This window comes from Janibacter cremeus (assembly GCF_029395675.1).
Lineage (GTDB): Bacteria > Actinomycetota > Actinomycetes > Actinomycetales > Dermatophilaceae > Janibacter > Janibacter cremeus_A.
The window spans coordinates 2,065,130-2,089,365 of sequence record NZ_CP115184.1 but is presented as its reverse complement, the minus strand read 5'-3'; the positions used below and the strand labels follow the sequence as shown (position 1 = coordinate 2,089,365).

Sequence of the window (24,236 nt, the reverse complement as noted above, 5' to 3'; positions counted from 1 at the left end):
GCATGTGGGCCCCCGCACCCCTCAGGCAGTGCGGCGCTCGTCACCCCGAGCGGTGGGGGACCGGGGCGGAGGTGAAGGGGGATGGCTGCCCGCTCGCGCCGGATGAGACCCGCTTGCAGCCGGGAATAACAGGGTGTTGGAATATCCATAACACCTCGTTCGTTTTCGCACGAGATCGGCCGCGCCTGCGCGGCCCCTTCGAACCTCCGATGGAAGGACCCGCGTTGCCTATCTACGAAGACGCCACCAAGCTCGTCGGCCGGACCCCCCTGGTGCGGATCAACCGCATCATCGAGTCCGACGCCACCGTCGCCGCCAAGCTCGAGTTCTACAACCCGGCCAGCTCGGTCAAGGACCGCATCGGTGCGGCGATCATCGACGCGGCCGAGGCCTCCGGTGACCTGAAGCCGGGCGGCACCATCGTCGAGGCCACGTCGGGCAACACCGGCATCGCCCTGGCCATGGTCGGCGCGGCCCGCGGGTACAAGGTCGTCCTCACGATGCCGGAGACGATGTCCAAGGAGCGCCGGGCTCTGCTGCGCGCCTTCGGTGCCGAGCTCATCCTGACCCCCGGGCCGGGGGGCATGAAGGGCGCCGTCGAGAAGGCCGACGAGGTCGCCGCCGAGCGCGGCGCCGTCCAGGCGAAGCAGTTCGCCAACGAGGCCAACCCCCGCATCCACGAGAAGACCACCGGTCCGGAGATCTGGCAGGACACCGACGGCAAGGTCGACATCCTCGTCTCCGGGATCGGCACGGGCGGCACCATCACCGGTGCGGGCCGCTACCTGCGCTCGCAGAACCCCGACCTGCAGATCGTCGCGGTCGAGCCGGCCGAGTCGCCGATCCTCAACGGCGGCGACCCGGGCCCGCACAAGATCCAGGGACTGGGCGCGAACTTCGTCCCGGAGATCCTCGACACCGACATCTACGACGAGGTCATCGACATCGACGCGCCGACCTCCTTCGACTGGGCCCGGAAGACGGCCACCCACGAGGGGCTGCTCGTGGGCATCTCCTCGGGTGCGGCCCTCGCCGCGGCCGACCAGGTCGCACGTCGCCCCGAGAACGCCGGCAAGACCATCGTCGTCATCGTCCCCAGCTTCGGCGAGCGCTACCTGTCGACGCCGCTCTTCGAGGGTCTGACCGACTGAAGATGACCTCTCACCTCTCGGTGCGCGAGACGATTCGCGAAGACCTTGCTGCGGCCATGGAGCGCGACCCCGCCGCGACCTCGCGGTGGGTCGTGCTGCTGACCTCTGCCGGTCTGCACGCGATCTGGATGCATCGCGTCGCGCACCGGTGGTGGCAGCATGGTCGCCTGCGGTGGCCCGCACGGCTGCTCGCCTATGCGTCACGGTCCATCACCGGGATCGAGATCCACCCCGGTGCGCGGATCGGCCGTCGCTTCTTCATCGACCACGGCATGGGTGTCGTCATCGGCGAGACCGCGGTCATCGGTGATGACGTCATGCTCTTTCACGGGGTCACGCTCGGCGGCACCTCCGGCAGGCGCGTCAAGCGACACCCGACGCTCGGCAACCAGGTCATGGTCGGTGCCGGCGCGAAGATCCTCGGTGACGTGCACGTCGGCTCCCGGGTCAAGGTCGGCGCGAACTCGGTCATCGTCAAGGACGTCCCCACCGGTGCGGTCGCGACGGGCATCCCGGCGCAGTACCGCTTCCCCCAGCTGGGGGACCTGCCGGCGATGAGCTCCGAGGAGCGGCTCTACGCCGACCCCGCTCTCTTCATCTGATCTCCGGACCCGGACGAAGGGGTGCACTCACCGGATCCGGTGAGTGCACCCCTTCGTCCGTGGCATACCGTTGACCGTGCTGTCGTCCACCGGCGGCCGGGAGGGCTCGCATAGTGGCCTAGTGCGGCGGTCTTGAAAACCGCTAGGGGCGCAAGCCTCTCGTGGGTTCGAATCCCACGCCCTCCGCTCGTTCTGACGTTCCTCCTCGCTGGGGTCGACCGGCTGCTCGCTAGGCTGCCTGCGTGACCAACCGCCCCACCGTCGTCGTCCTCAACGGGCCCAACCTCAACCTCCTCGGTGAGCGCCAGCCCGAGATCTACGGCCACGAGACCCTCGCCGACGTCGAGGAGATGTGCCGCGTCCGGGCCGACGAGCTGGGGATGGACCTGGACTTCCGACAGACCAACCACGAGGGTGTCTTCATCGACGCGATCCACGAGGTGCGTCGCTCCGCGGTCGGTCTCGTGGTCAACGCCGGAGGCTGGACGCACACCTCCGTCGCCATCCGCGACGCCCTCGCGGCGGTGGTCGCTCCGGTGGTCGAGGTCCACATCTCGGACGTGCACGCACGCGAGGAGTTCCGACGCTTCTCCTACATCTCGGACGTCGCCATGAGCGTGATCGTCGGGCGCGGGGTCCGTGGCTACGTGGAGGCCGTTGACGCCCTCGGTCGCTGATGCGTCACCCGGGCGGTAATGCTGGTAGCGTCACTTCCGTAGTTGCATGACAGAACTTCTCGCACGATGCGAATGGGCTCGACCCCGGTCGGGTCCCGAGTATTACCGGAGGCGTGTTCCTCTGCCGAGGGGAGCGTTGCAGCTCGGAAGGGACCGCAACCGGCGGGACCGGATTGTTCAACAGGAAAGAAGATTCACCCCATGGCACAGGGCACAGTTAAGTGGTTCAACGCTGAGAAGGGCTTTGGCTTCATCGCCCAGGACGGCGGGGGCCCCGACGTGTTCGTTCACTACTCCGCCATCGACACCACGGGTTACCGCACCCTGGACGAGGCGCAGCGTGTCGAGTTCGAGATCACCCAGGGCCCCAAGGGTCCGCAGGCCGAGGGCGTTCGTCCCGTCTGAGACGACGCTCACCTGATGCGGTGATTCCACCGCTTCGACGAAGGCCCCCACCACGCGTTGGTGGGGGCCTTCGTCCGTCCCGCGACGGTCGAGACGCTAGGGTGACCCTTCGATGCGAGACGAGAGACACGAGGCGAGCCGGTCGGTCCGACGCCATGAGCGCCGTCGGCGACGTGCCCGCACCCGTCGCCGGGTCCTCATCGGGGGTGGACTCGTCATCGCCCTCGTCGCCACCATCGCCCTGGCCACCGGCATGCACCTCACCGGTAACATCTCCCGGGTCGACATCGCCTCGGGCAGCAACGAGCGTCCCGAGGACATCGACGGCGACCTGAACATCCTCGTCATCGGCTCGGACACCCGCGAAGGCATCGGGACGAACGAGTACGGGACCGGGACGGCCGAGGGCGGGGCTCGCTCGGACACGAACCTGCTCCTGCACATCTCCGCCGACAGGGAGTCGGCCTATGTCATCTCGATCCCGCGGGACTCGATGACCCGGGCCCCCACCGACTGCGACGATCCGGCCTCCACCGTCGTCAACGGCGAGGTGCGTCGGTGGAACGACAACTTCAACAGGGGTGGCCCCGCGTGCGTGGTCAAGACGCTCGAGGGCCTGACCGGGATCTTCGTCGACCACGTCGCCGTCGTCGACTTCAACGGTTTCCAGTCGATGGTCGACGGCCTCGGCGGGGTGACGGTGTGCCTGCCGAAGGCCGTGCACGACGAGGACGCCCAGATCGACCTCGAGGCCGGTAAGCAGCGGCTCGACGGCCACGAGGCGCTCGGCTACGTCCGGATGCGCAAATCCCTCGGGGACGGCTCGGACCTGCAGCGCATCGAGCGGCAGCAGGCCTTCATGTCCTCGATGGCGCAGGAGGCCACGCGTACCTCGCTGCTGCTGCGCCCGGACCGGCTCTACTCCTTCCTCGACGCGGCGACGAAGTCGATGACCGCCGACGAGGATCTCGGCCTGAAGCGGATGCTCTCGATCGCGACGAGCGTGAAGGACCTGGGCATGGACGAGCTCGTCTTCGTCACCGTGCCGAACGAGCCCTACCCGGCCAACACCAACCGGGTCCAGTGGCGCCAGCCGGCGGCTGATGCCCTCTGGACGGCCGTGCGCAACGACACCGCCCTCCCCGGTCACGAGAAGGACGGGAAGAAGGACGCCGAGCCCACACTCACCGTGGCGCCGTCGCAGATCCACGTGGAAGTCCGCAACGACACCCCGTCGCCCGGCCTCGCCGCGCAGGAGGCACGGTCCCTCGCAGCGCAGGGCTTCGACACGGCCGTGGTCTACGACCCCCCGACCGACGAGACCGAGGGGGTCACCGTCACGCACGCGAAGGGGGAGGCGGCCGCCGCCAGGACCGCCGCCGCCGCCTACGAGGGCGCCAAGCTGAAGGTCGACGAGGAGCTGCCCGTCGGCACCGTCCAGGTCTCCCTGGGGCGCGGTGCACCGAACGCCCGGGAAGTGCCGAACAGGGAGGGCAGCCAGCCGCTCCCCGAGGCCACGGTCCAGGCCCCGCCGGCACCCACCCAGGTCAAGACCCGCACGGCCGACCAGGACATCTGCGGCTGAGCGCCCCGCAGCCGCACCCGACTTTGAGAGCCGAAGGCTTGCCAGATAGTCTGTCCGGGTTGTCTGGAGGCGTCGCCTAGTGGCCTATGGCGCCGCACTGCTAATGCGGTTCGGGTTACCCCCGTCGAGGGTTCAAATCCCTCCGCCTCCGCGCAACGGGAGCCCCCGCGCCGTGTGGCGCGGGGGCTCCTGCTCGTGCTGGCACGGGCCTCGATCGGCAGCGTCGGATCTAGGCGAGCATAAGAACTGCTAACCGCCCCCCTTCAATCCTGAGCCCTGGACGGCCTGTTCACTGGCGCTGATGCCTCCCACTATGGACGCAGTTGTCCAGGTCACAAGGGAGTAGCCGCTGTGAACGACGTGTTCGGTCTGATGGATGAGTGGGGCCCGGAAAAGGTGGTCTGTGTCTCCGACCGTCGTACCGGGATGAAGGGCGTCCTGGTCGTGGACAACACTGCTCGGGGCATGGGCAAGGGCGGCACCCGTATGAGAGTGGACCTCCAGGTCGGCGAAGTGGCGCGGTTGGCCCGCGCCATGACGTGGAAGTGGGCGGCTGTAGACCTGTTCTACGGCGGTGCCAAGGCCGGGATCGTCGGAGATCCGGGCTCCGGCGACAAGGAAGCTGTCCTCCGCTCCTTTGCTCGGGCGTTGCGCAACGAAGTTCCGTCCGAGTACGTGTTCGGCCTCGACGTCGGATTGAATGAACAAGATGCAGCGATCCTGCTGGACGAGTTGGGTGACCGTGGCTCTGCAGTCGGATTGCCGGCTGCGCTGGGGGGCCTGCCCTACGACCAACTGGGAGTCACCGGGTACGGCGTGGCCGAGGCTGCGGACGCGGCCGCCACTTCGATCGGTCTCCCCATGGTCGGAGCAAGAGTCGCGGTGCAAGGCTTCGGAGCGGTCGGATCGGCAGCGGCCACGCGCTTGGTGGAGCTGGGGGCCGTTGTCGTGGCAGTGGCGACCGCCACAGGAACGGTGTCGGACCCAGAGGGCATTGATGTTGTGAAGTTGATCGAGCTGCGGACAGAGCACGGGGACCATTGCGTCACGGCCTATGGGGCGGTGCAACCCCCCGAAGCAGTACTGGAGGCGGATGCCGACGTCCTGGTTCCGGCGGCGCTGGAGGACGTCATAGACGGGGAACTCGCCAAGCGGATCCACCCGCGGCTCATCGTCGAGGGAGCGAACCTCCCGACCACCGATTCCGCCCGTCAGATCTTGCACGAGCGCGGCATCGCCGTCGTTCCCGACTTCATCGCCAACGCCGGAGGAGTCGTCGCTGCAGCCCACTCGATGGATGCGCGCCGATCGGCATTCCCCGTCGATCCCGACACTGTCATGGCGATGGTCTCGACCAAGATGCGCGCCAACGCTGTCACGGTCATCGAGGAGAGCGCGCGCCACCACATTCACACCAAGGAAGCTGCGCAGGTGCTGGCACAACGACGCGTTCGAGAGGCGATGCGGCTGCGTGGTCAGTTTCGTCCCTGAACATCACCACCTACCAAGGAGCCCGAATGTCGATCCTCGTCCTGGATGAGCAGGAAGTGCGTCAGGTCCTCACCGTCCCGTTGGCGGTTCAGTCACAACGAGACGCATTCGCGGCGCTCGGCAACCGCGAGGCGGTTCTACCGCCTCGACTGATCGTCCCCGGCCAAGGCCTCGACGTCTCCTTCTGCTACGCCGCGCGCCTGTCCCCGGGTGGGCCTGCCGTGAGCAAGTTCGGAAGCATGCACCCCGGAAACAACGCACGTGGTCTCCCCGCCATTCATGCCGTCATCGTGGTCCTTGACGAGGAGACCGGGGCCCCCGTGGCTTTCATGGACGGTACGAGCGTGACCGAGATCCGGACCTCGGCTGCTTCCGCTGTGGCCGCGGAGACATTGGCGCCCTCGGCGCGCACTGCCGCGATCATCGGCTTGGGCACCCAGGGTGTGGCGCACGTGCGCGCATTGCACCACACGCACGACCTGAATCAGGTGCGGCTGCACGGCCGGGATGTCGAACGGGCCGAAGGCGTGGCCGCAGACCTGCGGTCTGAGACGGGTCTGGACATCGTGGTGACCGCATCGGCGGAGGAGTGCGTGCGTGATGCTGAACTCGTGGTGACCTGCACGACCAGCGCGACGCCAGTCGTGAAGGCCGCGTGGTTGGCCCCAGGAGCGACCTTGATCAGTGTCGGCTCGTTCGCCTCCGACAGATTCGAGTACGACCAGGACGTGCTGGAGCAAGCCGATGTCATCGTGGTTGACGACATCGAGACGGCGCGGGCCGATGCTGGGCCGGTGGCCAGTGCCCTCGGCTCCGGGGCACTCCTCGACGAGCAGGTGACAACCTTGGGCGCCGTGCGCGTAGGGGAGGCTCCCGGTCGTTCCAGCAGTGACCAGCTGGTCCTCTACACGACGGTCGGGCTGGGGGCGCAGGACGCGGCTGCCGCGGCCACGTTGCTGCCTGCGGCCCGCGAGGCCGGCCTGGGCCGGCTTATCTCTCTGGGAGGCTGACGCCTATTGCTTCCTCTGTCACGGCGGCGCTCGCCTCCCGCAATGCATCCACCAGCCCCCGCCACGAGCCCTCACTCGTCGCGGGGGCCCGCACCGCCATGACGACGCGGTGGGCACCATGGTCGGAAAGCCGAAGCGGCACGACTCCATCGAGTGGGGCGAACCCGAGCGCGGGGACGACCGCGATACCCATCTTTGCCCGTACGAGACCGCCGGTGGTCGCGTAGTTGTTCGTCCGGTAAGCGACCTCGGGGCTGAAGCCGGCATTCGCGCTGAGTCGACGCAGCATGGCCGCACCCGGGGTGCCAAGCCGAGGTGCGATCCAGGTTTCGCTTTCCAGCTGGTCGATGCTGATGCCGGACGAACCGCCCAACAAGGGATGATCCGCAGGAACGAGGACGAGAAGGTCCTCGACCAGCAGCTTGAGGGCACGGAAGCCCCGTGGATACCTGCCCGGCACGAGACCATAGCGGTACATGATGGCGACATCGAGCTCACGCGCCACCAACATGGGGGTGAGCTCCGGCTCCTCGCCCTCGTCCAGACGCACCTCGATATCGGGCTGTTCGTGACGGAAGCGCGACAGGGCCATCGGGAGTATCCGTTCGCTGGCGGTTGGGAAACTGCCCAACCGCAGTCGTCCGGTGCTGCCCTGGCGGAGCAGGGTGATGTCGTCCTCGAGCGACTGGAGTCGTCCCAGCGCGTCGAGTGAACGTTCACTGATGAAATGCGCCGTCGGCGTGGCTCTCACCCCGTGACCATCGCGCTCGAACAGGCGCATGTGAATCTGGCGCTCGAGGGCGGTGATCTGCTGTGAGACCGCGGAGCCCGAGTACCCGAGTTCGCGTGCAGCGTCGGCGAAGGAACCGGTACGTAGCACCGTGTGCAGCGTGCGCAGGTGCACTGGATTGAGCATGCGTCAGGCTATCTCGGCACTCGTGGGCCACCACCGCGGCGTGCCGGGACAGCAATGAAGCTCTCGTTAAGGATTCCTTACACCGCCTCGATCGATCCTGAGGCTCCTCCCCCTTCCGAGGTGTTGTTCGGCCGTGCAGGGTGACACCTACCGGGCGATGTGATCCCGGTCGCACTGACTCAAGGAGGTGTCATGGCGCGTCGTCACGTCGACGAACCGATCGATGTAGGGCCGTTCACCCTGCGCGGTCGCGTGTATCTCCCGGCGCACCAGCCTGGTCTCGCCGCCGGCGGTCAGGTCACCGATCAGTACATCGCCTATCACCGGCAACGGGCTCGCGCCGGCGCCGCGATGCAGGTCACCGGAGCCACTCCCGTGGCGCCATCCGCGGAGTGGGCGGATATCTGCCTGTGGAACATCGATGAATCGATCGTTCCCGGCTACCAGCGTCTCGCGGCGGCGGTCCACGAAGAAGGGGGTCGGATGATCGCCCAGCTGGCGCACCCCGGCCCCACCGAGGTCGAGGGTGTGGAAGTTCTTGGCGCATCGCGTGACTTCTCCGAGGTCAGCCGACAGGTGGCGGTGGCCGCGACGACCGCCCAGTTGGACCGCATCGTGGATGAATACACACGTGCGGCTGATCGCTGTCGACGCGGGGAGCTCGACGGCGTGGAGATCAGCATGGCCCACGGGCTGCTGCTCGCCGCTTTCCTCTCACCATTGACCAACCACCGGGACGACGAATATGGAGGCGACTTCGCGCGCCGACTCGCCTACCCCCTTCGTGTACTGGATGCGGTCCGGCAGGCACTGGGGCCGGAGCAGGCCTTGGGAGTTCGACTGGGCGCTGACGACCTGGTGCCCGGTGGGCTGCGACCCGATGAAGCCGGACGGGTCGCTGCGGCGATCGAGGACCGGATCGACTACCTCAGCGTGATGGTCGGCAACAACAACCGGCTGGAGTCGCGCACCCGGCACTGGCCTCCGACACCGGCTCGACCGGGACTGTTCCGCTCGGTCGTACGCACGGTCCGGAACCACGTGAATGCCGTGCCGGTAGCCGGGGTCGGTCGTATCCTCACCCTCGACCTGGCGGAGGACATGATCGCCTCGGGGGATGCCGACATGGTCGGGATGGTCCGCGCGCAAATTGCGGACCCCGCACTGCTTCCAATGTCCAGATCGGGCCGGGAGTCGGACGTTCGACCGTGTGTGGGTGCCAATGTCTGCGTGAACTCCTTGATGTTGCGCAGGCCGCTCACTTGCATGATCAATCCCGATGTGGCCACGTCCGTCGATGACACCGAAGCCGACCCTTTGGACGGAATGCGCGTCGTGGTCGTCGGCGGGGGCCCGGCCGGGCTGGAGGCCGCCCGCCGGGCGGCCCGACGGGGCGCCTGGGTGGCGCTGCTCGAGCGTCGGACCGTTCTTGGTGGGCGAATGGCCCAGTGGGGACAGGCCCCGAGCCGGCAGGAGTTCTCGAAGTGGATCCGCTGGCAGCAGCAGCAGCTGCGCGGGATGGACGTGGACATCCACCTCGGCGTCACCGCCGATGCGGCACGGGTGCTCTCCTTCGGCCCGGACGTCGTTGTCGTGGCCACCGGCGCCCCCGCCGTGCCCGTGGATCTCCCCACCGACGGGAGTGTCGAAGTGTTGTCCGCCGACGCCGTCTTCGCCAGGGGAGCGGCCTCCGGGCGGGTCATCGTGCACGATGCGGTCGGCGACCTCGACGGCGCCCTCATTGCGGACTTCCTCGATGCCAGCCGGTGTGACGCGGTGCTGACCACGTCCAGGATCCACGTCGGAGAGGGCGAAGGGACCAACACCTTGGTTCCTATGCTCCGTCACCTCGCCGACAGGGACATCCCGACGATCGAAAGGGTCCGACCCGTCGGCATCGACGATGGCCGGGTCCGGCTCGAAGGCGTCTTCGGCGGACCTGATCAGTGGATCCGGGCCGACGTGCTCGTGGGATGGGCCGGCGGGGACCCCGACACGTCCCTGATCGGGGAGCTCCGGGCCGCAGGGGTCGAAGCGCTCGCCATCGGTGACCAGCTGCGCCCTCGCCGCGTCACGGATGCGACCGCGGACGCCAAACGGATGGCCGACAACCTTCGCCCGCCAACCACCCCACCCGGCCCACAGCCCGAGGAGTCTCGCGCATGACGACGCAGCCCGTGATTGATGTCCGCTCGCTCTGCAAGCAGTACGGGGACCACGTCGTCCTGAACGACGTGAGTCTTCAGGTGGCGGAGGGAGAGGTCGCCGCGGTCATCGGCCCCAGCGGGGCCGGCAAGAGCACCTTGCTGCGCTGTTTGAATCTTCTCGAGAGGCCGGACTCGGGCAGCTTCAAGGTCCAGACCACGACCATCGACGCGTCCACCAAGATCAAGAGTGCCGACGTCAGGCAGCTCAGGCGCAGCTTGGGGATGGTCTTCCAATCCTTCAACCTGTTTCCCCACCTGTCCGTCCTGCAGAACATCGTGCTCCCGCAGCAGCGTGTCCTGGGGCGTTCCCGGAAGGAGGCGGAGGCCCGTGGCCTGGAGCTGCTCGACCGAGTCGGCCTCGCCGACAAACCGACCCAGTACCCCAGCCGGTGCTCTGGGGGTCAACAACAACGGATAGCCATCGCCCGTGCGCTCGCTCTCGATCCCGAGGTGATCCTCTTCGACGAGCCGACCAGTGCCCTCGATCCCGAGCTCGGCCTCGAGGTCTTGGCAGTCATGCGCGAGCTCGCCGACGAGGGCATGACGATGGTCGTGGTCACCCACGAGATGCAGTTCGCGCGGGACGTCTCCGACCACCTCGTCGTGATGGCAGATGGTGGGATCATCGAGCAGGGCGCACCCGAGCAGATCTTCTCCCAGCCGGACAACGCACGCACCCGCCAGTTCCTCCGGGCGGTGCTGGATCGATGACGCCCGAGGTCCTCCTCTCCATATTGCGTGGTCTGCCGACGACGCTTCTGCTCACCTTCGGAGCGCTGGCCCTGGGCGCGGTGGGCGGCATCCCGCTGGTCCTGCTCCGCCGGTCGCCGTGGGCGATCACGAGGATCCCGGCGAGGTTGCTGATCGAGGTCCTGCGCGGTATCCCCCCGATCGTCTGGTTGTTCATCATCTTCTTCGGGTTGGCGCCGATGGGGATCCGGCTGAGTCCCCTGACCGCGGGCATTCTCGGGATGGGAGTCATCTCGGCGGCCTATCTCGCAGAGATCTACCGGGGCGGACTGGCGGCGGTCAATCGCGGGCAGTATGAGGCCTCGATGGCCCTGGGCATGTCGTCCCCGGACATGATGAGCCGCATTATCGGCCCGCAGGTGGTCCGTGTATCGATCCCCGCAGCGGCCACCTACGGCATCGGCCTGCTCAAGGATTCCTCCATCGCCTTCACGATCGGGGTGAACGAGATGCTCTACTTCGCCAACGTCGAATCTCGCTCCGAGGCCGATGCGATCGGCCCCTTCCTGACCGCTGGTGCGGTCTACGTGGTCCTCTCGGTCCTCAGTGCGTGGGGATCCAGAACCCTGGACGCTCGACTGCAGAAGAGGGTGGCGCGATGAACGTCATCTCCGACTGGAGCTCGTACTTCCCCGACCTCCTCGAAGGACTTCTCGTCAGTGTGCAATTGGCGGCGATCAGTCTCGGTCTAGGGATCCCGTTGGGTCTCGTGCTCGCCATCGCGAACGGATCGGGCGGCCGGGTCGCGCGGGCGGGGGCGATCGTCCTCGTCGAGATCGGGCGCGGCATGCCGGCACTGGTCATGCTGCAGATCGTCTACTTCGGGCTGCCCGACCTCGGTCTCTCCTTCGGCTCCTTCGTCTCTGCCGCGGTAGCACTGACCCTGACCAGCGCCGCCTACACGAGTGAGATCATCCGGGGTGGTCTGCAATCCGTGCCGGCCGGTGAGGTTGAGGCCGCAGAAGCACTCAACATGGCCCGGCTCGACATCCTCCGGTTCATCGTCATCCCCCAGGGGATGCGGGTCGCGGTCCCCTCCCTCATGGGCTTCTCCATCCTGATCTTCCAGGCCACGGCCCTTGCCTACACGATCGCGCTGCCTGAGCTCCTCGCCACTGCGTACTCCATCGGGTCGTCGACGTTCCGCTACATGAGCGTGCTCGTCCTCGCTGGGTTGATGTACCTGGCGATCACCATCCCCATGAGCTTCCTGACTGAACGGGTCGAAATGCGTCTGTCCCGACACCTGTAATCCCAACCGACTCCAACCGCAGCACCCCACCCAAGGAGAAAACATGTCCAAGCGACTTGCCCTCGCCGCAGCACTGGCCACCAGCACCGCACTGCTCTCAGCATGTGGCAGCACGGGCGGCAGCGACAGTGCCGGCGGGGACTGCACACCTGCCCACGAGTTCAACACCATGACGGAAGGAGAACTCACCGTCTCGGCCTACGACCTTCCGCCGTTCACACAGGTCGAGGGAGAGCAGCTCAAGGGTGTCGACGGTGCGATCTTGGACGAGATCGCCGCGATGGAGTGCCTCGAGGTCGTGGTCCAGCCGGCCGCTGCGTCCGCTGTCATCCCGGCCGTGCAGACCGGCCGCGCCGATGTCGCGGCCGCCAACTGGTATCGCACCGCCGACAGGGCCAAGGTCGTCAACCTGACAGGCCCCATTTACACCGACCAGATGGCCATCATCGGCAAGGACGCGCCCACGGAGATACCGGAGCTGAAGGGGGAGAAGGTCGGTACGGTTGACGGCTACCTGTGGGTGGCGGACATGGAGGCTTACACAGGTGACTCCATGAAGATCTACAGCTCACCGCAGAACATGTACCAGGACCTCGAGAGCGGCCGGATCGACTACGCCGTGGACAGCTTCGGTTCCGGCGTCTACAACGTGGATGACGAGTCGATCGACGTCGTGGTCGCGGACAAGTTCAAGGAGGTTGCGGCCTCCATGGAGGGCGCGCAGTCCACCTTCCCGCTGCCCAAGGACAACGAAGCCATGCTGGAGGCCTTCAACGAGGACATTGTCGAGCTGCGCGAGAGCGGTCGTTTGGCGGAGATCCTCGTCGAGCACGATCTGGACGAGTCGGCTGCCGAGCCCGGTGAAGCTCGCCTCATCGGCGACTGATGACCCAGGACGGCGCAGGAGGAACCCCGTGAACAATCGGAAGAACACGCTCCCCGCGGAAGCGGACGTCGTGATCATCGGCGGTGGAGTGATGGGCGTGAGCACCGCGTACCACCTCGCGAGTGCAGGTGTGGAGCGCGTGGTCCTCGTGGAGAAGGACACCCTCGGTGAGGGCTCGACCGCTCGGGCCGCGGGCGGCATCCGTGCCGTCTTCTCCGACGAGATCAACATCGCTCTGGGTAGGTACAGTCTGGACACCTTCGAACGTTTCGAGCAGGAGTTCGACCAGTCCATCGACCTGCACCAGGTGGGGTACCTCTTCCTGCTGGACAACGACGACCACGTCGAGACGTTCACCCGCAACGCCGAGCTCCAGCAGGCGATGGGAGTGGACAGCCGGATGATCTCGGCCGAGGAGGCGCAGAGGCTGTCTCCGCTGATCGACACGGCTGGAGTGCGGGCAGCCCTCTGGTCGCCACGAGCGGGTCACTGCACCCCGGAGTCCGTGGTGCAGGGGTATGCGCGGCGTGCACGAGCAGCCGGAGTGACCATTGTGACCGGTGTTGCGGCGACCGGAATCTCCACCGAGGGTCAGGAGATCCGGAAGGTGCACACGTCGGCCGGGGCAATAGCGACCTCTTCGGTCATCTGTGCTGCCGGCCCGTGGGCGAAGGACGTCGGGGCCTGGGCGGGGGTCTCCTTGCCCGTGGAGCCACTGCGACGACAGATCCTGATCACCGAGGCCGTCCCCGACCTCGCTCCGGACACTCCCTTCACCATCGACTTCTCGTCGAGCCTCTACTTCCACAACGAGGGGCCCGGCCTGCTCATCGGGATGTCGGAGGACAAGGACTCGTGGAGCTTCGACACCAGCCGGGACAGCGGCTGGCTCCCCTCCTTGGCCGAGGCCATGGACCGACGGGTTCCAGCCGTCACCGACATCGGCATCCAGAGCGGGTGGGCAGGTCTCTACGAGATGACTCCCGACCACAACGCGCTCATCGGCCGCTCCAGGACGGTCCCGGGCTTCCTCTATGCGTGTGGGTTCTCCGGTCACGGTTTCCTCATGGGGCCCGCGGTCGGAGAGGTCATGCGCGACCTGTATCTCGAGCGTGACCCGATCATCGACGTCAGTGCGTTGGATCTCGAGAGATTCAACGGTGCAGATATTCGACCTGAACTCAACATCGTCTGATTCGAAGGAGCAATCACCATGTCCCGCAACCAGATCCCGACGGCGGAGTCCTTGCAGCAGCAAGCACATGATGCCGCGAAGCGCTGCGGCGTCGACCCGGAGCGTATTGCCGGTGACCGGCCGCACCGTTCTCCCATCAACGGCGAGTCCCTCGGAGGGATCCGGTGGGGAACGACGGACGACGTCGACGAGGCGGTTCGTCGCTCGCACCAGGCCTTTCTGCAGTGGCGCAAGGTCCCAGCACCCCAGCGCGGTGCCGTCATCAAGCGGTTCGGCGAGCTGCTGACGGAGCACAAGGAGGACCTCGGGACGCTCGTGAGTCTTGAGGTCGGCAAGATCACCTCGGAAGCGCTGGGTGAGGTGCAGGAGATGATCGATATCTGCGACTTCGCCGTGGGCCTGTCGCGGCAGCTCTACGGCAGTACCTCGGTCTCCGAGCGTCCGGGACACCGCCTGATGGAGACGTGGCACCCGCTTGGGGTGGTCGGGGTGATCAGCGCCTTCAACTTCCCGGTGGCGGTCTGGTCGTGGAACACCGCCGTCGCACTTGTATGCGGTGACACCGTCATCTGGAAACCGTCGGAGCAGGCGCCGCTGTGCGCATGGGCATCGGCAGCACTGCTGTCGCGCGCGCTCGAGGAGTCGGGTGCGCCCGCTGACGTCAGCCAGGTGGTGGTCGGCGGGCCGGAAATCGGCGAGTCGCTTGTCGACAACTCCGGTGTCGCGATGGTCAGTGCCACGGGATCGACTCGCATGGGCCGGGCCGTAGGGCCGCGCGTCGCCAACCGGTTCGGTCGGTCGCTGCTCGAACTCGGTGGAAACAACGCCGCGATCGTGTCACCGACCGCGGACTTGGACTTGACCCTGCGTGGCATCGTCTTCGCTGCAGCGGGTACCGCGGGACAGCGGTGCACCACCATGCGCCGGGTCATCGCCCATTCCTCGATCGTCGAGGAACTGACAGAGCGACTTGTCGAGGCATACGAGCGTCTGCCGATCGGGGACCCGCTGGCGCACGGCACCTTGGTCGGGCCGCTGGTCCACGGCGATGCGTATGCCGCGATGCAGGCCGCGCTGGAGAAGGCGCAGGCAGCGGGAGGCAAGATCGTCGTCGGTGGCGAGCGGGTTCTCGCCGATGAGGCGACGGATGCCTACTATGTGCGGCCGGCGGTGGTACGGATGCCGGAGCAGAGTGAAGTCGTCACGCAGGAAACCTTCGCCCCCGTCCTCTACGTTCTGGACTACGAGGAGTTCGCGGACGCGATCGCGCTGAACAACGATGTCCCGCAGGGGCTGTCGTCGGCGCTGTTCACGCAGGACCAGGCCGAGAGCGAGATCTACCTCTCCTCCGAAGGGTCGGACTGCGGCATCGTCAACATCAACATCGGCACGTCCGGTGCCGAGATCGGCGGTGCCTTTGGGGGAGAGAAGGAGACCGGCGGCGGCCGCGAGTCGGGCTTCGATGCGTGGCGGGGATACATGCGCCGTGCCACCAACACGATCAACTACTCGGGGGAGCTCCCGCTGGCCCAAGGGGTCGACTTCTCGGTATGAGCGAACCGATCGACACCTCCTTCACTGACGGGGCGAGGTCCCTCGTCAGTGAGCCGGGGGCCGGCCTGCCCGAGTGGTTGGCCCCCCGGGAGGCGCTGGGACTCTTCGAATCGCAGCTGCGCAGTCGGCACCTCGACCTGGCGGCGCGCTGGCTGCGCGGCCGGGGAGAGGGCTTCTACACGATCGGCTCGTCGGGGCACGAGGGGAACGCGGCCGTGGCTGCTGCTCTGCGTCCCACGGATCCGGCCCTGCTGCATTACCGCTCCGGAGGCTTCTACGTCCATCGGGCGACCCAGGTGCCCGACCACGATGCCGTCCGCGACGTCTTGCTCGGACTGGTCGGTGCTGCCTCCGAGCCGATCTCGGGAGGGAGGCACAAGGTCTTCGGGCACCACGACCTGGCTGTGATCCCGCAGACCTCGACGATCGCGTCCCACCTACCCCGGGCGATGGGAGTGGCGTTCTCGTTGGCCAGGGCGAGCAAGCTCGGCGTCGAGTGCTCCTGGCCGGAGGACTCCGTGGTGGTCTGCAGTTTCGGTGACGCGTCGGCCAACCACTCCACGGCAGTCGGAGCGATCAACGCGGCGATCCAGGCGTCGTACCAAGGACTGCCCATGCCACTGCTCTTCGTGTGCGAGGACAACGGCATCGGGATCAGCGTGCAGACTCCGAAGGGCTGGATCGAGACGGCATTCGGGCAGCGTCCGGGGTTGGCCTACTTCGAGGCTGACGGGTGTGATCTGGCCGAGGCGCTCCGGGTGTCACGGGAGGCGGCGCACTACGTCCGGACTCAGCGCAAGCCTGCATTCCTGCATCTGGGGACCGTTCGCCTGATGGGTCACGCCGGCTCGGACGTGGAGTCGGCGTACCGACGTCCGGCTGAGATCGCCGACGATCTGGACCGGGACCCGTTGTTGGCGACGGCCCGGTTGCTGGTGTCCGCTGGAACGCTCTCGGCCGAGGATGTGGTCCAGTGGTACGAGTCCGTGCGACAGGAGGTCAGGACCACCGCGGAGGAAGTCATCGCCCTGCCGAAGCTGTCCTCCGCGGCGGAGGTGATGACGCCCCTGGCATGGCCGGACCCGGACACGGTGGCCGCAGCGGCGGGACGTCCCGTGGAGCGTGATGCCCGTCTGGTGGTCTTCGGCAAGCGGCTACCCGAGGACGAGGGGCCGTTGACGGTGGCGCAGGCCGTCAACCGGGCCCTACTGGACGGGGCTGTCTCGGATCCGGGGTTGCTGGTTTTCGGAGAGGATGTCGCCCGCAAGGGGGGTGTCTACGGTGTCACCCGCACCCTGCAGCGACGCCTCGGTCCTGCGCGCGTCTTCGACACCGTGCTCGACGAGCAGTCCATCCTCGGGGTGGCGCTCGGGGCCGGTGTCTCCGGCCTCCTGCCCGTGCCGGAGATCCAGTACCTGGCCTATCTCCACAATGCAGAGGACCAACTGCGCGGCGAAGCCGCGACATTGCCCTTCTTCTCGGAGGGCCAGTACACCAACCCGATGGTCGTCCGGGTCGCCGGGTACGGCTACCAGAAGGGATTTGGTGGTCACTTCCACAACGACAACGCGCTCGGGGTGCTGCTCGACATCCCCGGTCTTGTGGTGGCCTCACCATCCCGGCCGGATGACGCGGCAGCAATGATGCGGACCTGTCTGATGGCAGCGCGGACGGACGGCGCGACGAGTGTCTTCCTGGAACCGATCGCGCTATACCACACCACAGACCTCTACGAACCGGGTGACGGTGAGTGGGCTGCTGCGTACCCGACCCCCGGTGCCTCGGAAGAAGCGGTGCTGGGGCGTGCCCGTACTTACGGTCAGGGCGATGACCTGACGATCGTGACGTTCGGGAACGGGCTGCACATGTCGTTGCGGGTCGCCGCCACGTTGGCGGCCGAGGACATCCACGTCCGGGTCGTCGACCTGCGGTGGCTCCGCCCGTTGCCGGTGGAGGACATCCTGCGGGAAGCGAACGAGACGGGTCGTGTCCTCGTCGTGGACGAGACCCGGCGAACCGGTGGGGTGTCGGAGGGTGTCGTCACGGCGTTGGTCGACGGCCGCTTCGACGGGCGTATCGCTCGGGTGACCAGCGACGACAGCTTCATCCCGCTGGGCGACGCCGCTCTGACGGTGCTGCTCTCCGAGGAGACCGTCGAGGCCGCGGCCCGCGACCTCCTAGGAAACGGCTGACTGCACGTCCGCGACCCCGGTGAGATGGAACGATGGAACCATGTGGGTCAGGCGAGTGGGCATCGCTGCGGCGCTGGTCGTCGGTGTGCTCGCCGTGCTCGTCGGCGCGGCGTGGGCCTTCCAGCGCTCGCTCGTCTTCGTCCCCGACTCTTCCCCGGTCACCGCGCCCGACGACGTGCGGGAGGTGACGTTCACGACGAGTGACGACCTGGAGCTGACCGCTTGGCTCGTCGAGCCCGGGGCGGGTGTCGCCGACCGCGAGGTGGCCGTCCTCTACGCACCCGGCAACGGCGGCAACCGCGGCGGGCGTATCGGTATCGGACGGGCGCTCGTGGACGAAGGGTTCACCGTCCTCCTCATGGACTACCGCGGCTACGGGGGCAACCCCGGGAACCCCTCGGAGGAGGGACTCGCCAAGGACGCCACGGCTGCTGTGGAGGTGTTGCGTAGCGAGGGCTTCGCGCCCGGGCGGACGCTCTATCTCGGCGAGTCCATCGGTACGGGCGTCGTCGCGCGCCTGCAGGCGGACCGGCCACCTGCCGGGATGCTGCTGCGCTCGCCGTTCACCAGCTTCGTCGACGTCGGTTCACACCATTACCCCTTCCTGCCCGTGGGGCTGCTCATGCGCGACCGGTTCCCGGTGGAGACGTACGTGACCTCGAGCGACGTGCCGACCACGATCGTGTACGGCACCGACGACGAGATCGTGCCGGCCGAGCAGAGTGCCCGGGTCGCCGACACCGCGGGGCGCCTCGAGGAGGTGGTGGCCCTCGACAGGGTGGGACACAACGACCCGCAGATGTTCGGGCGCCCCGTTGTCGAGGCACTCGTCCGATTGGCCGACGCCCACGTGGGCGTCAGTGCTCCTTGACCGCCTGCAGGGTGTAGCTCGCGGCCAGGCGCTCGCGACGCTCGGTGAGACGGAACTCGCCGGGGTGGTCCGGGTGCGGCTCCATCTGGTCGCCCAGCGCGAGGTAGGGGACGCTGTCGTGCTCCTCGAGTCCGGTGATGCGCATGCCGTGGTCGAGCAGCGCCGTGACGATCTCACCCAAGCCGTGGTTCCACTCGTGGGTGATGGTCGCCCCGATTCGGGCGCCACTCCCTTCGCCCGTGCTTACGTAGGTCGAGGCCTCGTCCCAGACCATCGGGGCCTCGGTCTGGAAGTACGGGTACTCCACGGCCAGCAGGCGGTCCTCGCGCGGGTCGTCGAGGCTCCACAGCATCGGGTGACCCTCCCGCAGGTGCAGGCGGCCGCCGGGCCGCAGGAGGTCCACCACGACGCCAGCCCACCGATCGATGTCCGGCAGCCAGTTCAGGGCGCCGATGCCCGTGTACACGAGGTCGAAGGGGGCGACCCCGGCCAGCGCCTCGGGTGCCCCGTAGACGTCGGAGACGACGTAGTCGATCTCCGCGCCGGTCTCCCGGGCCAGCTCGCGTGCGGCGGTCACCGCGGCGGGGGAGAGGTCGACACCGATGACCTGCGCGCCGAGGCGGTGCAGGGAGAGCGTGTCGGTGCCGATGTGGCACTGCAGGTGCACGGCCCGCAGGCCGTCGAGGTCGCCGAGGCGGGGCCGGTCGAAGCTAACGACGTCGCTGATGGCCTGCGGGTCGCTGCGGTAGCGGGCGAGGTCGTACTCGGGGGAGTCGACGTGGATCGCGGTCCGGTCGTCCCAGTTCGCGCGGTTGATCGCCAGGTAGTCGTCCACCGTCTGAGTATGCCGTCCGACGCCCGGGAGGGCTCGATTTCGTCCTCGGCACCCGAGCCGGTATTGTCCATCCGTGTTGCCGGCCGAGTTCGGCAGCGAGCGCCCGTAGCTCAACGGATAGAGCATCTGACTACGGATCAGAAGGTTTGGGGTTCGAATCCCTACGGGCGCGCTCTGTGTTGAGACAGAAACGAACAGCCCGACCAGCGAAAACGCGGTCGGGCTGTTTTGTTCTGCCGGTCCGGCAGTGGGGCGCCGAGCGGTTGGGCGGCCGCGAGGCGCTGGCCCACCGGCTCACGGGATCGGGCAGGGGGCGCCCTCGCAGCACGGGCGGACGAAACCGGCTCTTCACAAACGAGGGTGTGGTTGGGGTCTGAATCCGCCGGCTTCGAGCAGGGACCGAGCGATGTAGTTGGTGATTTCGGAAGCCCAGCGCGAGGCCGCGCAGGTGCTCCAGTCGGCCGTTGATCGCCTCTGTGGGGCCATTGCTCGTGCCGGGCCGGTCGAAGTAGGCGAGTACGTCGACGGCGCGCCGGTTGAGGGTACGGCCCAGGGTGACGACCTCACTCAGGCTGTCGGGGACGCCACGGGCCAGGGAGGCGATCAGCTCGCTCATGACCTTCCGCCCGTGGGCGCGATCGGATGCGCGGTAGGCGGCGATCATGCGCTGATAGATGTCCCTTGTGACTTCGACCGGAAGGCGCTTCTCGTCGGCGAAGAGGTCATCCAGGCGTGCGGCCTGTCTCTCGGTCAGCAGACTCGTTCCGGTGTGCAGCGCGCGCCGGGCGCGATAGAGCGGATCGCCCTTGCGGCCCCGGTGACCGCGGGTGGCTTGCTGGATGCGACGACGACAGGAGTCGAAGGCGTCACCGCCCAGGTGCACGACGTGGAAAGGATCCATGACCACGGTCGGCTCCGGCAGTTCCTCGCTGGTGGCGGACTTGAACCCGGCGAAGCCGTCCAGGGACACCACCTCGACCTGCTCACGCCACGCGTCGGAACGCTCGGCGAGCCAGTCCTTGAACGCTGCCTTGGAGCAGCCCTCGATCATGTCCAGCAGTCGTGCCGGGCCGCTGCCGTCGCGGATCGGGGTGAGGTCGATGATGACGGTGACGTACTTGTCGCCGTGGCGGGTGTGCCTCCAGACGTGCTCGTCGACGCCGACGACCGCGACGCCGTCGAACTGGCCGACATCGTCGATCAGGACTGGCTTGCCCTCGGCCAGGACGGCGTCGTTGGCGGTGTTCCAGGCGACCCCGAGCCCGGCGGCGACGCGGGCGATGGACAGGTGTTGGCAGACGATCCCGGTCAGGGCCCACCGCAGCCCGCGGCGGGAGAGCTTCGCCCTTGGTTCAGCCGCTGCAGTGGTGTCCTGGCGCCAGACGTGGCCGCATCCGGTGCACTGGTAGCGGCAGACGGTCACCGCCAGCGTGGTCGGTCGCCAGCCCAGCGGTTCGTGCGCCAGCTCGCGGACGACGGTGTCGCGAGGGACGCCTTCGCAACCGCATCGGCGGCACCACGCGTCGGGTTCGAGCACGCGGCAGGCCAGCACCGCGCGGTCGGGTTCGAGGCGCTGCCCGGTCACCTCCAACCCGAGCTCGTCCAGACGAGTGAAGGTCGTCAGGTCAGGACTGGTGAAGGTAGCGTCAGGCACGTCGAGGTCTTCCAGATGGGTGGCGTGAGAACCTCCATCTTCGGAAGGCCCCGACGCCTACCTCGGCACCGACGCGCCGCCGACTTCCACACCCTCATCTGTGAAGAGCCACGAAACCGCAGCCGTCGCAACGCTCGTTAGAGGTCTCCCAGTGCACGCTGCCCGGCCGAGGTATCACGAGGCTCCTGACTCACCGAAATACTTAGACCCCGCACGCGACGACGACGAGGCCCTGCCCTCGTCGTCAGGGGTGCAGGGCCTCGTGGTGTCGGCGGCGGATCGGGCCTGCTCGGACGCTAGGTTCGTGGTGACCAGATAGTGGGCATACCGGTTCTCATCGGGCATCCGGTCAAACTGCAGCTGGTACACCTCGGGGACGCCGTCCACTCATACCGGTCGCGACCCTGGGGCCAAGCCGAAATGGAGTCGGATCCAACCAGATGCCAGCCTCCGGGCAGGTTCGGCACTCCGAGAGGTGACTAGCTAGCTAAATCGGACTCGTCCTCCATGTTTGAGATATGCCCCTCGAAAGCCTCAGTTGACTCGATCTTCGTTGGCCAGCCTTCCCAGAACGACTCGGAGCCTCGGTGGGGAAGGATCGCGAAGCGCAGGGGGCCGACTTCTCCCATTGTTGCCCACGGCAGAATGACGAGCTGCTGTCTGTCGCTGGGCAGTTTAGCGGCAGAGGTCCAAGTTCCTACCGGGACTACGGTGGTCGTGCTTTTGCCGTCGAAGTCTAGGTTCTTCCTCCCCATGCTATCGGACGACGAGCCGCGCCGAGCGAATGCTTTCGGAGAGAGGCCGGACTCATCAAGAGTGCGGAGTAGTTCCGTGAGCGCTTCGATGCACTGCGCGAGTTGCCCATATTCTGGAAAGGGGTTGTTCCCGTGGAGGCCGGAATTGCGGACTCCCAATACTTCAGGAAGCGAAGCGATGCGCGCTGCCGTGTGGAGTGCCTCTGATACTTTATCTCGACCTTTCTGGTCGAGATTCAGGAAGGGCCTAAAATGAGGGAAATAGAAGGGCCTTCCGGCGTGAGTTGCGTTGCCAGGAAATTGGGACGTAGGTCGCCGATGATCCTCTGCCTTGAGATTACGCAATTTTTTTGAGAGGCGACCGTAAGCGGTGCCAAGCTCAGACAGAGTAGGTTTCCCCTGACGACTCCAGATCGGTGCCGATCCGTTTTTTCCTGTAACATCGAGAAACTCGTCAAGATTGAAGGATTCAGCATGTGGAAGATACCCAAAGGGCGGCGTTTCTAGATAATGGTCAACCGTGAGTGCCCATGTCGAGAATTTTAGGGAAGTTAGCAGGAGTTCTTCCATTGCCACAAAACAGTTGGCGATCGCTCCCCTGATTGCATCTTCATCGCCATCGCCAGAAACCAAATCGTCAAGCTGACGAAGGGTCAACCGAGATTTTCCTATGGCTCGGTTCGGAGAGTTTTCTTGACTGAAGCCTAGACGCCAACGAATTCTTCTTTGCATTTCCTCCCTGGAGGCTGGCTGTTGGGTCAGTCCGAGGTGATCACTGGAGGCGCTGGCGGAAGCCCTAGTCGAAAGCAGTCCGCGATCGATTACCTTTGGGTCTTCAGCTTTGGTGTAGGCGAAGGAAGCAACGTCTTCCACGGTAGCATCTTCGGGAAGTTCCAGTCCGTACGCGATCTCACTGATATCCACCCCGACTGTCTCTGCGACACAGCGAAACATGTTTGCGAGTCTATGTGGGGCGCTTGAGGGCCTAGTCCCCGACGTGGCCATGCGGAAACCAAGTTCCCCGATCTGTGCGGTGGCTCCTGGCTGCGTGGGAAACCGTTGGACACGAGCTTCCCGAATTTCCCCGGAGGCCAACTCGATATCCCCGTTCTCTACAGAAAAGTCGATGGCGCGGATTATTTCTCGATCCCTGAAGTAGAGAAGAAGAGAAACGAGCTGAGCCTCATCGAGGCCCTGAGTTGTTAGATCCGGATCGCCAACGACTATTGAGAAGGTGCGCTGCAATGTGGAGCGGCCCCCTTGCTCGGATAGGTGGAACCGAATGCAGTTCGAGACGACGTGTTGAAGCTCGCTATTGGAAAGACTGTCCGTTGCAAGGTCAATCAGGCCACTGGCGTCTTCCGGATCGAATCGGCCTAGATGGACAGCAAGATCCTCTCTAAATTTTGCAGGCGACATCGAATGGTTGGTTCCGCGACTAGTGATAAGTCGCGCAACCTCGGCGCGGGCTCGAACGATCTGAGAGGAGTTCGAGCTTGATAGTCGCGTCCAATGGACCTTGCGGCACCGCTCGTCTGGGCAGAGGTATCCGGGAAATCGGGGAGGTGATGAAAGGGAGCGTGCTTGACGCGACTGAAAGCAGCCGAACGGCCCCACGACGGTGTCTGAGTACTGAAACACGCCGAAATATTGCCCCTTGAGCGCTGTCAACGTCTCCTTTAGGTTGAGGTGCGCCTTTCCCGGGAATTCTTCCACGACTTTATCGTGCAGAGTTCTCCCAAAAATGTAGGGAAACTGGATGCGCCCAGAAAGAATTTCAGCTCCGATAGCGGTTCGAAGCGAGGTCACATCCGTGTCATGAGCAACGAATACCTTATCGCCACCGCCAAATTCAAGGGCGATGGCCAACTTTGCCTCGTTGGGGCGAAACTTTCTGTTCCTTGACAGAAAGACGTCCAACAGGTCGTTGCCGGCCTGCGAGAGTGCGATTGGCGCGACGAGAGAATGCGGGACTCGGTAGTTATCTCGAACTATGCAGTCTTGAAGCAAGTGCACTATGCCGCTGAACTGGAGCAGGGGCAGAGGGGTGCTTTCTGCTTGATCCTCGTGGTCAAAGTCGTTCATGGCTCTCACCCATCTGCACTCCAGGATTGCTGATTGACTGTGCGTGAACTATTAGTGGAAAGTTGCGTATGTCCTTGGCGGCTCGGCGTGATGGACTGCTCTGTCGGCGCGAAGTTGGGGTCGTTGGTCGAAAGGCTAAACTGTTCGCAGTATATGTGGTGGC

General features: G+C 66.1%; 19 protein-coding genes, 3 tRNA genes and 1 pseudogene. 19 read left to right on the top strand and 4 right to left on the bottom strand.

Annotated elements, in window-relative coordinates:
- Positions 1-224: 224 nt before the first annotated feature.
- From cysK to O9K63_RS09795, 9 genes are all read left to right on the top strand, one after another.
- Complete coding sequence (cysK, locus tag O9K63_RS09835; RefSeq protein WP_277237458.1) at positions 225-1,151, top strand: cysteine synthase A; 927 nt, start codon at positions 225-227, stop codon at positions 1,149-1,151.
- Between the two features lie 2 nt (positions 1,152-1,153).
- On the top strand, positions 1,154-1,753 hold the full coding sequence (gene cysE / locus O9K63_RS09830) for a serine O-acetyltransferase (RefSeq protein ID WP_277237457.1): 600 nt from the start codon (positions 1,154-1,156) through the stop codon (positions 1,751-1,753).
- A gap of 99 nt (positions 1,754-1,852) precedes the next feature.
- Positions 1,853-1,939 (top strand) — tRNA-Ser (locus O9K63_RS09825).
- Between the two features lie 56 nt (positions 1,940-1,995).
- Positions 1,996-2,430 carry a type II 3-dehydroquinate dehydratase gene (aroQ, locus tag O9K63_RS09820; protein WP_277237455.1) on the top strand — a complete coding sequence of 145 codons (435 nt, stop codon included), beginning with the start codon at positions 1,996-1,998 and terminating at the stop codon, positions 2,428-2,430.
- A gap of 201 nt (positions 2,431-2,631) precedes the next feature.
- Entirely contained in the window at positions 2,632-2,835 is a 204-nt protein-coding gene (locus O9K63_RS09815; RefSeq protein WP_185991445.1) for a cold-shock protein, read from the top strand.
- Between the two features lie 112 nt (positions 2,836-2,947).
- Entirely contained in the window at positions 2,948-4,420 is a 1,473-nt protein-coding gene (locus O9K63_RS09810) for an LCP family protein (RefSeq protein WP_277237454.1), read from the top strand.
- A gap of 65 nt (positions 4,421-4,485) precedes the next feature.
- Positions 4,486-4,571 (top strand) — tRNA-Ser (locus O9K63_RS09805).
- 200 nt (positions 4,572-4,771) lie between these two features.
- The gene (locus tag O9K63_RS09800) at positions 4,772-5,911 is read left to right on the top strand and encodes a Glu/Leu/Phe/Val family dehydrogenase (RefSeq protein ID WP_277237452.1); all 1,140 of its coding nucleotides are present in this window, start codon (positions 4,772-4,774) and stop codon (positions 5,909-5,911) included.
- Positions 5,912-5,937: 26 nt separating this feature from the next.
- The gene (locus O9K63_RS09795; RefSeq protein ID WP_277237451.1) at positions 5,938-6,921 is read left to right on the top strand and encodes an ornithine cyclodeaminase family protein; all 984 of its coding nucleotides are present in this window, start codon (positions 5,938-5,940) and stop codon (positions 6,919-6,921) included.
- Here O9K63_RS09795 and O9K63_RS09790 read toward each other — a convergent pair.
- Entirely contained in the window at positions 6,902-7,837 is a 936-nt protein-coding gene (locus tag O9K63_RS09790; protein WP_277237450.1) for a LysR family transcriptional regulator, read from the bottom strand. The genes O9K63_RS09795 and O9K63_RS09790 overlap by 20 nt on opposite strands.
- Positions 7,838-8,029: 192 nt before the next feature.
- Between O9K63_RS09790 and O9K63_RS09785 the strand changes: the two genes are divergently transcribed.
- The 9 genes from O9K63_RS09785 to O9K63_RS09745 are packed head-to-tail and all read left to right on the top strand — an operon-like array spanning position 8,030 to position 18,744.
- The gene (locus O9K63_RS09785) at positions 8,030-10,003 is read left to right on the top strand and encodes an FAD-dependent oxidoreductase (RefSeq protein ID WP_277237448.1); all 1,974 of its coding nucleotides are present in this window, start codon (positions 8,030-8,032) and stop codon (positions 10,001-10,003) included.
- A complete protein-coding gene (locus tag O9K63_RS09780) occupies positions 10,000-10,755 on the top strand; it encodes an amino acid ABC transporter ATP-binding protein (protein ID WP_277237446.1) in 756 nt (251 codons plus the stop codon). Before O9K63_RS09785 ends, O9K63_RS09780 begins: the two co-directional genes overlap by 4 nt.
- Positions 10,752-11,396 carry an amino acid ABC transporter permease gene (locus tag O9K63_RS09775; protein WP_277237444.1) on the top strand — a complete coding sequence of 215 codons (645 nt, stop codon included), beginning with the start codon at positions 10,752-10,754 and terminating at the stop codon, positions 11,394-11,396. The genes O9K63_RS09780 and O9K63_RS09775 overlap by 4 nt, the downstream gene beginning before the upstream one ends.
- Complete coding sequence (locus O9K63_RS09770; RefSeq protein WP_277237443.1) at positions 11,393-12,046, top strand: amino acid ABC transporter permease; 654 nt, start codon at positions 11,393-11,395, stop codon at positions 12,044-12,046. Before O9K63_RS09775 ends, O9K63_RS09770 begins: the two co-directional genes overlap by 4 nt.
- Positions 12,047-12,089: 43 nt before the next feature.
- The gene (locus tag O9K63_RS09765; RefSeq protein WP_277237442.1) at positions 12,090-12,932 is read left to right on the top strand and encodes a substrate-binding periplasmic protein; all 843 of its coding nucleotides are present in this window, start codon (positions 12,090-12,092) and stop codon (positions 12,930-12,932) included.
- A gap of 28 nt (positions 12,933-12,960) precedes the next feature.
- Positions 12,961-14,127, top strand: a complete 1,167-nt coding sequence (locus O9K63_RS09760; RefSeq protein ID WP_277237440.1) for an NAD(P)/FAD-dependent oxidoreductase — start codon at positions 12,961-12,963, stop codon at positions 14,125-14,127.
- A gap of 18 nt (positions 14,128-14,145) precedes the next feature.
- Positions 14,146-15,681 carry an L-piperidine-6-carboxylate dehydrogenase gene (amaB, locus tag O9K63_RS09755; RefSeq protein WP_277237438.1) on the top strand — a complete coding sequence of 512 codons (1,536 nt, stop codon included), beginning with the start codon at positions 14,146-14,148 and terminating at the stop codon, positions 15,679-15,681.
- Complete coding sequence (locus O9K63_RS09750) at positions 15,678-17,873, top strand: thiamine pyrophosphate-dependent enzyme (protein ID WP_277237436.1); 2,196 nt, start codon at positions 15,678-15,680, stop codon at positions 17,871-17,873. The genes amaB and O9K63_RS09750 overlap by 4 nt, the downstream gene beginning before the upstream one ends.
- Before the next feature lie 40 nt (positions 17,874-17,913).
- Complete coding sequence (locus O9K63_RS09745) at positions 17,914-18,744, top strand: alpha/beta hydrolase (protein ID WP_277237435.1); 831 nt, start codon at positions 17,914-17,916, stop codon at positions 18,742-18,744.
- On the opposite strand, the gene O9K63_RS09740 is transcribed toward O9K63_RS09745, so the two are convergent.
- Positions 18,731-19,579 carry a class I SAM-dependent methyltransferase gene (locus O9K63_RS09740; protein ID WP_277237434.1) on the bottom strand — a complete coding sequence of 283 codons (849 nt, stop codon included), beginning with the start codon at positions 19,577-19,579 and terminating at the stop codon, positions 18,731-18,733. The two genes, O9K63_RS09745 and O9K63_RS09740, sit on opposite strands and share 14 nt — an antisense overlap.
- 99 nt (positions 19,580-19,678) lie before the next feature.
- On the opposite strand from O9K63_RS09740, the gene O9K63_RS09735 reads away from it, so the two are divergent.
- Positions 19,679-19,751 (top strand) — tRNA-Arg (locus tag O9K63_RS09735).
- Between the two features lie 176 nt (positions 19,752-19,927).
- On the opposite strand, the pseudogene O9K63_RS09730 reads toward O9K63_RS09735, so the two are convergent.
- Together O9K63_RS09730 and O9K63_RS09725 are read right to left on the bottom strand one after the other, a co-directional pair.
- Positions 19,928-21,233: pseudogene (locus O9K63_RS09730) on the bottom strand (ISL3 family transposase).
- Between the two features lie 479 nt (positions 21,234-21,712).
- Entirely contained in the window at positions 21,713-24,073 is a 2,361-nt protein-coding gene (locus O9K63_RS09725) for a hypothetical protein (protein WP_277237432.1), read from the bottom strand.
- Positions 24,074-24,236 lie beyond the last annotated feature (163 nt).

Excerpts from the sequence above, each read along its gene's own strand:
- cysE (WP_277237457.1), top strand. The coding sequence starts at position 1,154 with ATGACCTCTCACCTCTCGGTGCGCGAGACGATTCGCGAAGACCTTGCT.
- O9K63_RS09815 (WP_185991445.1), top strand. The coding sequence starts at position 2,632 with ATGGCACAGGGCACAGTTAAGTGGTTCAACGCTGAGAAGGGCTTTGGC.
- O9K63_RS09810 (WP_277237454.1), top strand. The coding sequence starts at position 2,948 with ATGCGAGACGAGAGACACGAGGCGAGCCGGTCGGTCCGACGCCATGAG.
- O9K63_RS09795 (WP_277237451.1), top strand. The coding sequence starts at position 5,938 with ATGTCGATCCTCGTCCTGGATGAGCAGGAAGTGCGTCAGGTCCTCACC.
- O9K63_RS09790 (WP_277237450.1), bottom strand. The coding sequence starts at position 7,837 with ATGCTCAATCCAGTGCACCTGCGCACGCTGCACACGGTGCTACGTACC.
- O9K63_RS09785 (WP_277237448.1), top strand. The coding sequence starts at position 8,030 with ATGGCGCGTCGTCACGTCGACGAACCGATCGATGTAGGGCCGTTCACC.
- O9K63_RS09780 (WP_277237446.1), top strand. The coding sequence starts at position 10,000 with ATGACGACGCAGCCCGTGATTGATGTCCGCTCGCTCTGCAAGCAGTAC.
- O9K63_RS09775 (WP_277237444.1), top strand. The coding sequence starts at position 10,752 with ATGACGCCCGAGGTCCTCCTCTCCATATTGCGTGGTCTGCCGACGACG.
- O9K63_RS09770 (WP_277237443.1), top strand. The coding sequence starts at position 11,393 with ATGAACGTCATCTCCGACTGGAGCTCGTACTTCCCCGACCTCCTCGAA.
- O9K63_RS09765 (WP_277237442.1), top strand. The coding sequence starts at position 12,090 with ATGTCCAAGCGACTTGCCCTCGCCGCAGCACTGGCCACCAGCACCGCA.
- amaB (WP_277237438.1), top strand. The coding sequence starts at position 14,146 with ATGTCCCGCAACCAGATCCCGACGGCGGAGTCCTTGCAGCAGCAAGCA.
- O9K63_RS09750 (WP_277237436.1), top strand. The coding sequence starts at position 15,678 with ATGAGCGAACCGATCGACACCTCCTTCACTGACGGGGCGAGGTCCCTC.
- O9K63_RS09745 (WP_277237435.1), top strand. The coding sequence starts at position 17,914 with ATGTGGGTCAGGCGAGTGGGCATCGCTGCGGCGCTGGTCGTCGGTGTG.
- O9K63_RS09725 (WP_277237432.1), bottom strand. The coding sequence starts at position 24,073 with ATGAACGACTTTGACCACGAGGATCAAGCAGAAAGCACCCCTCTGCCC.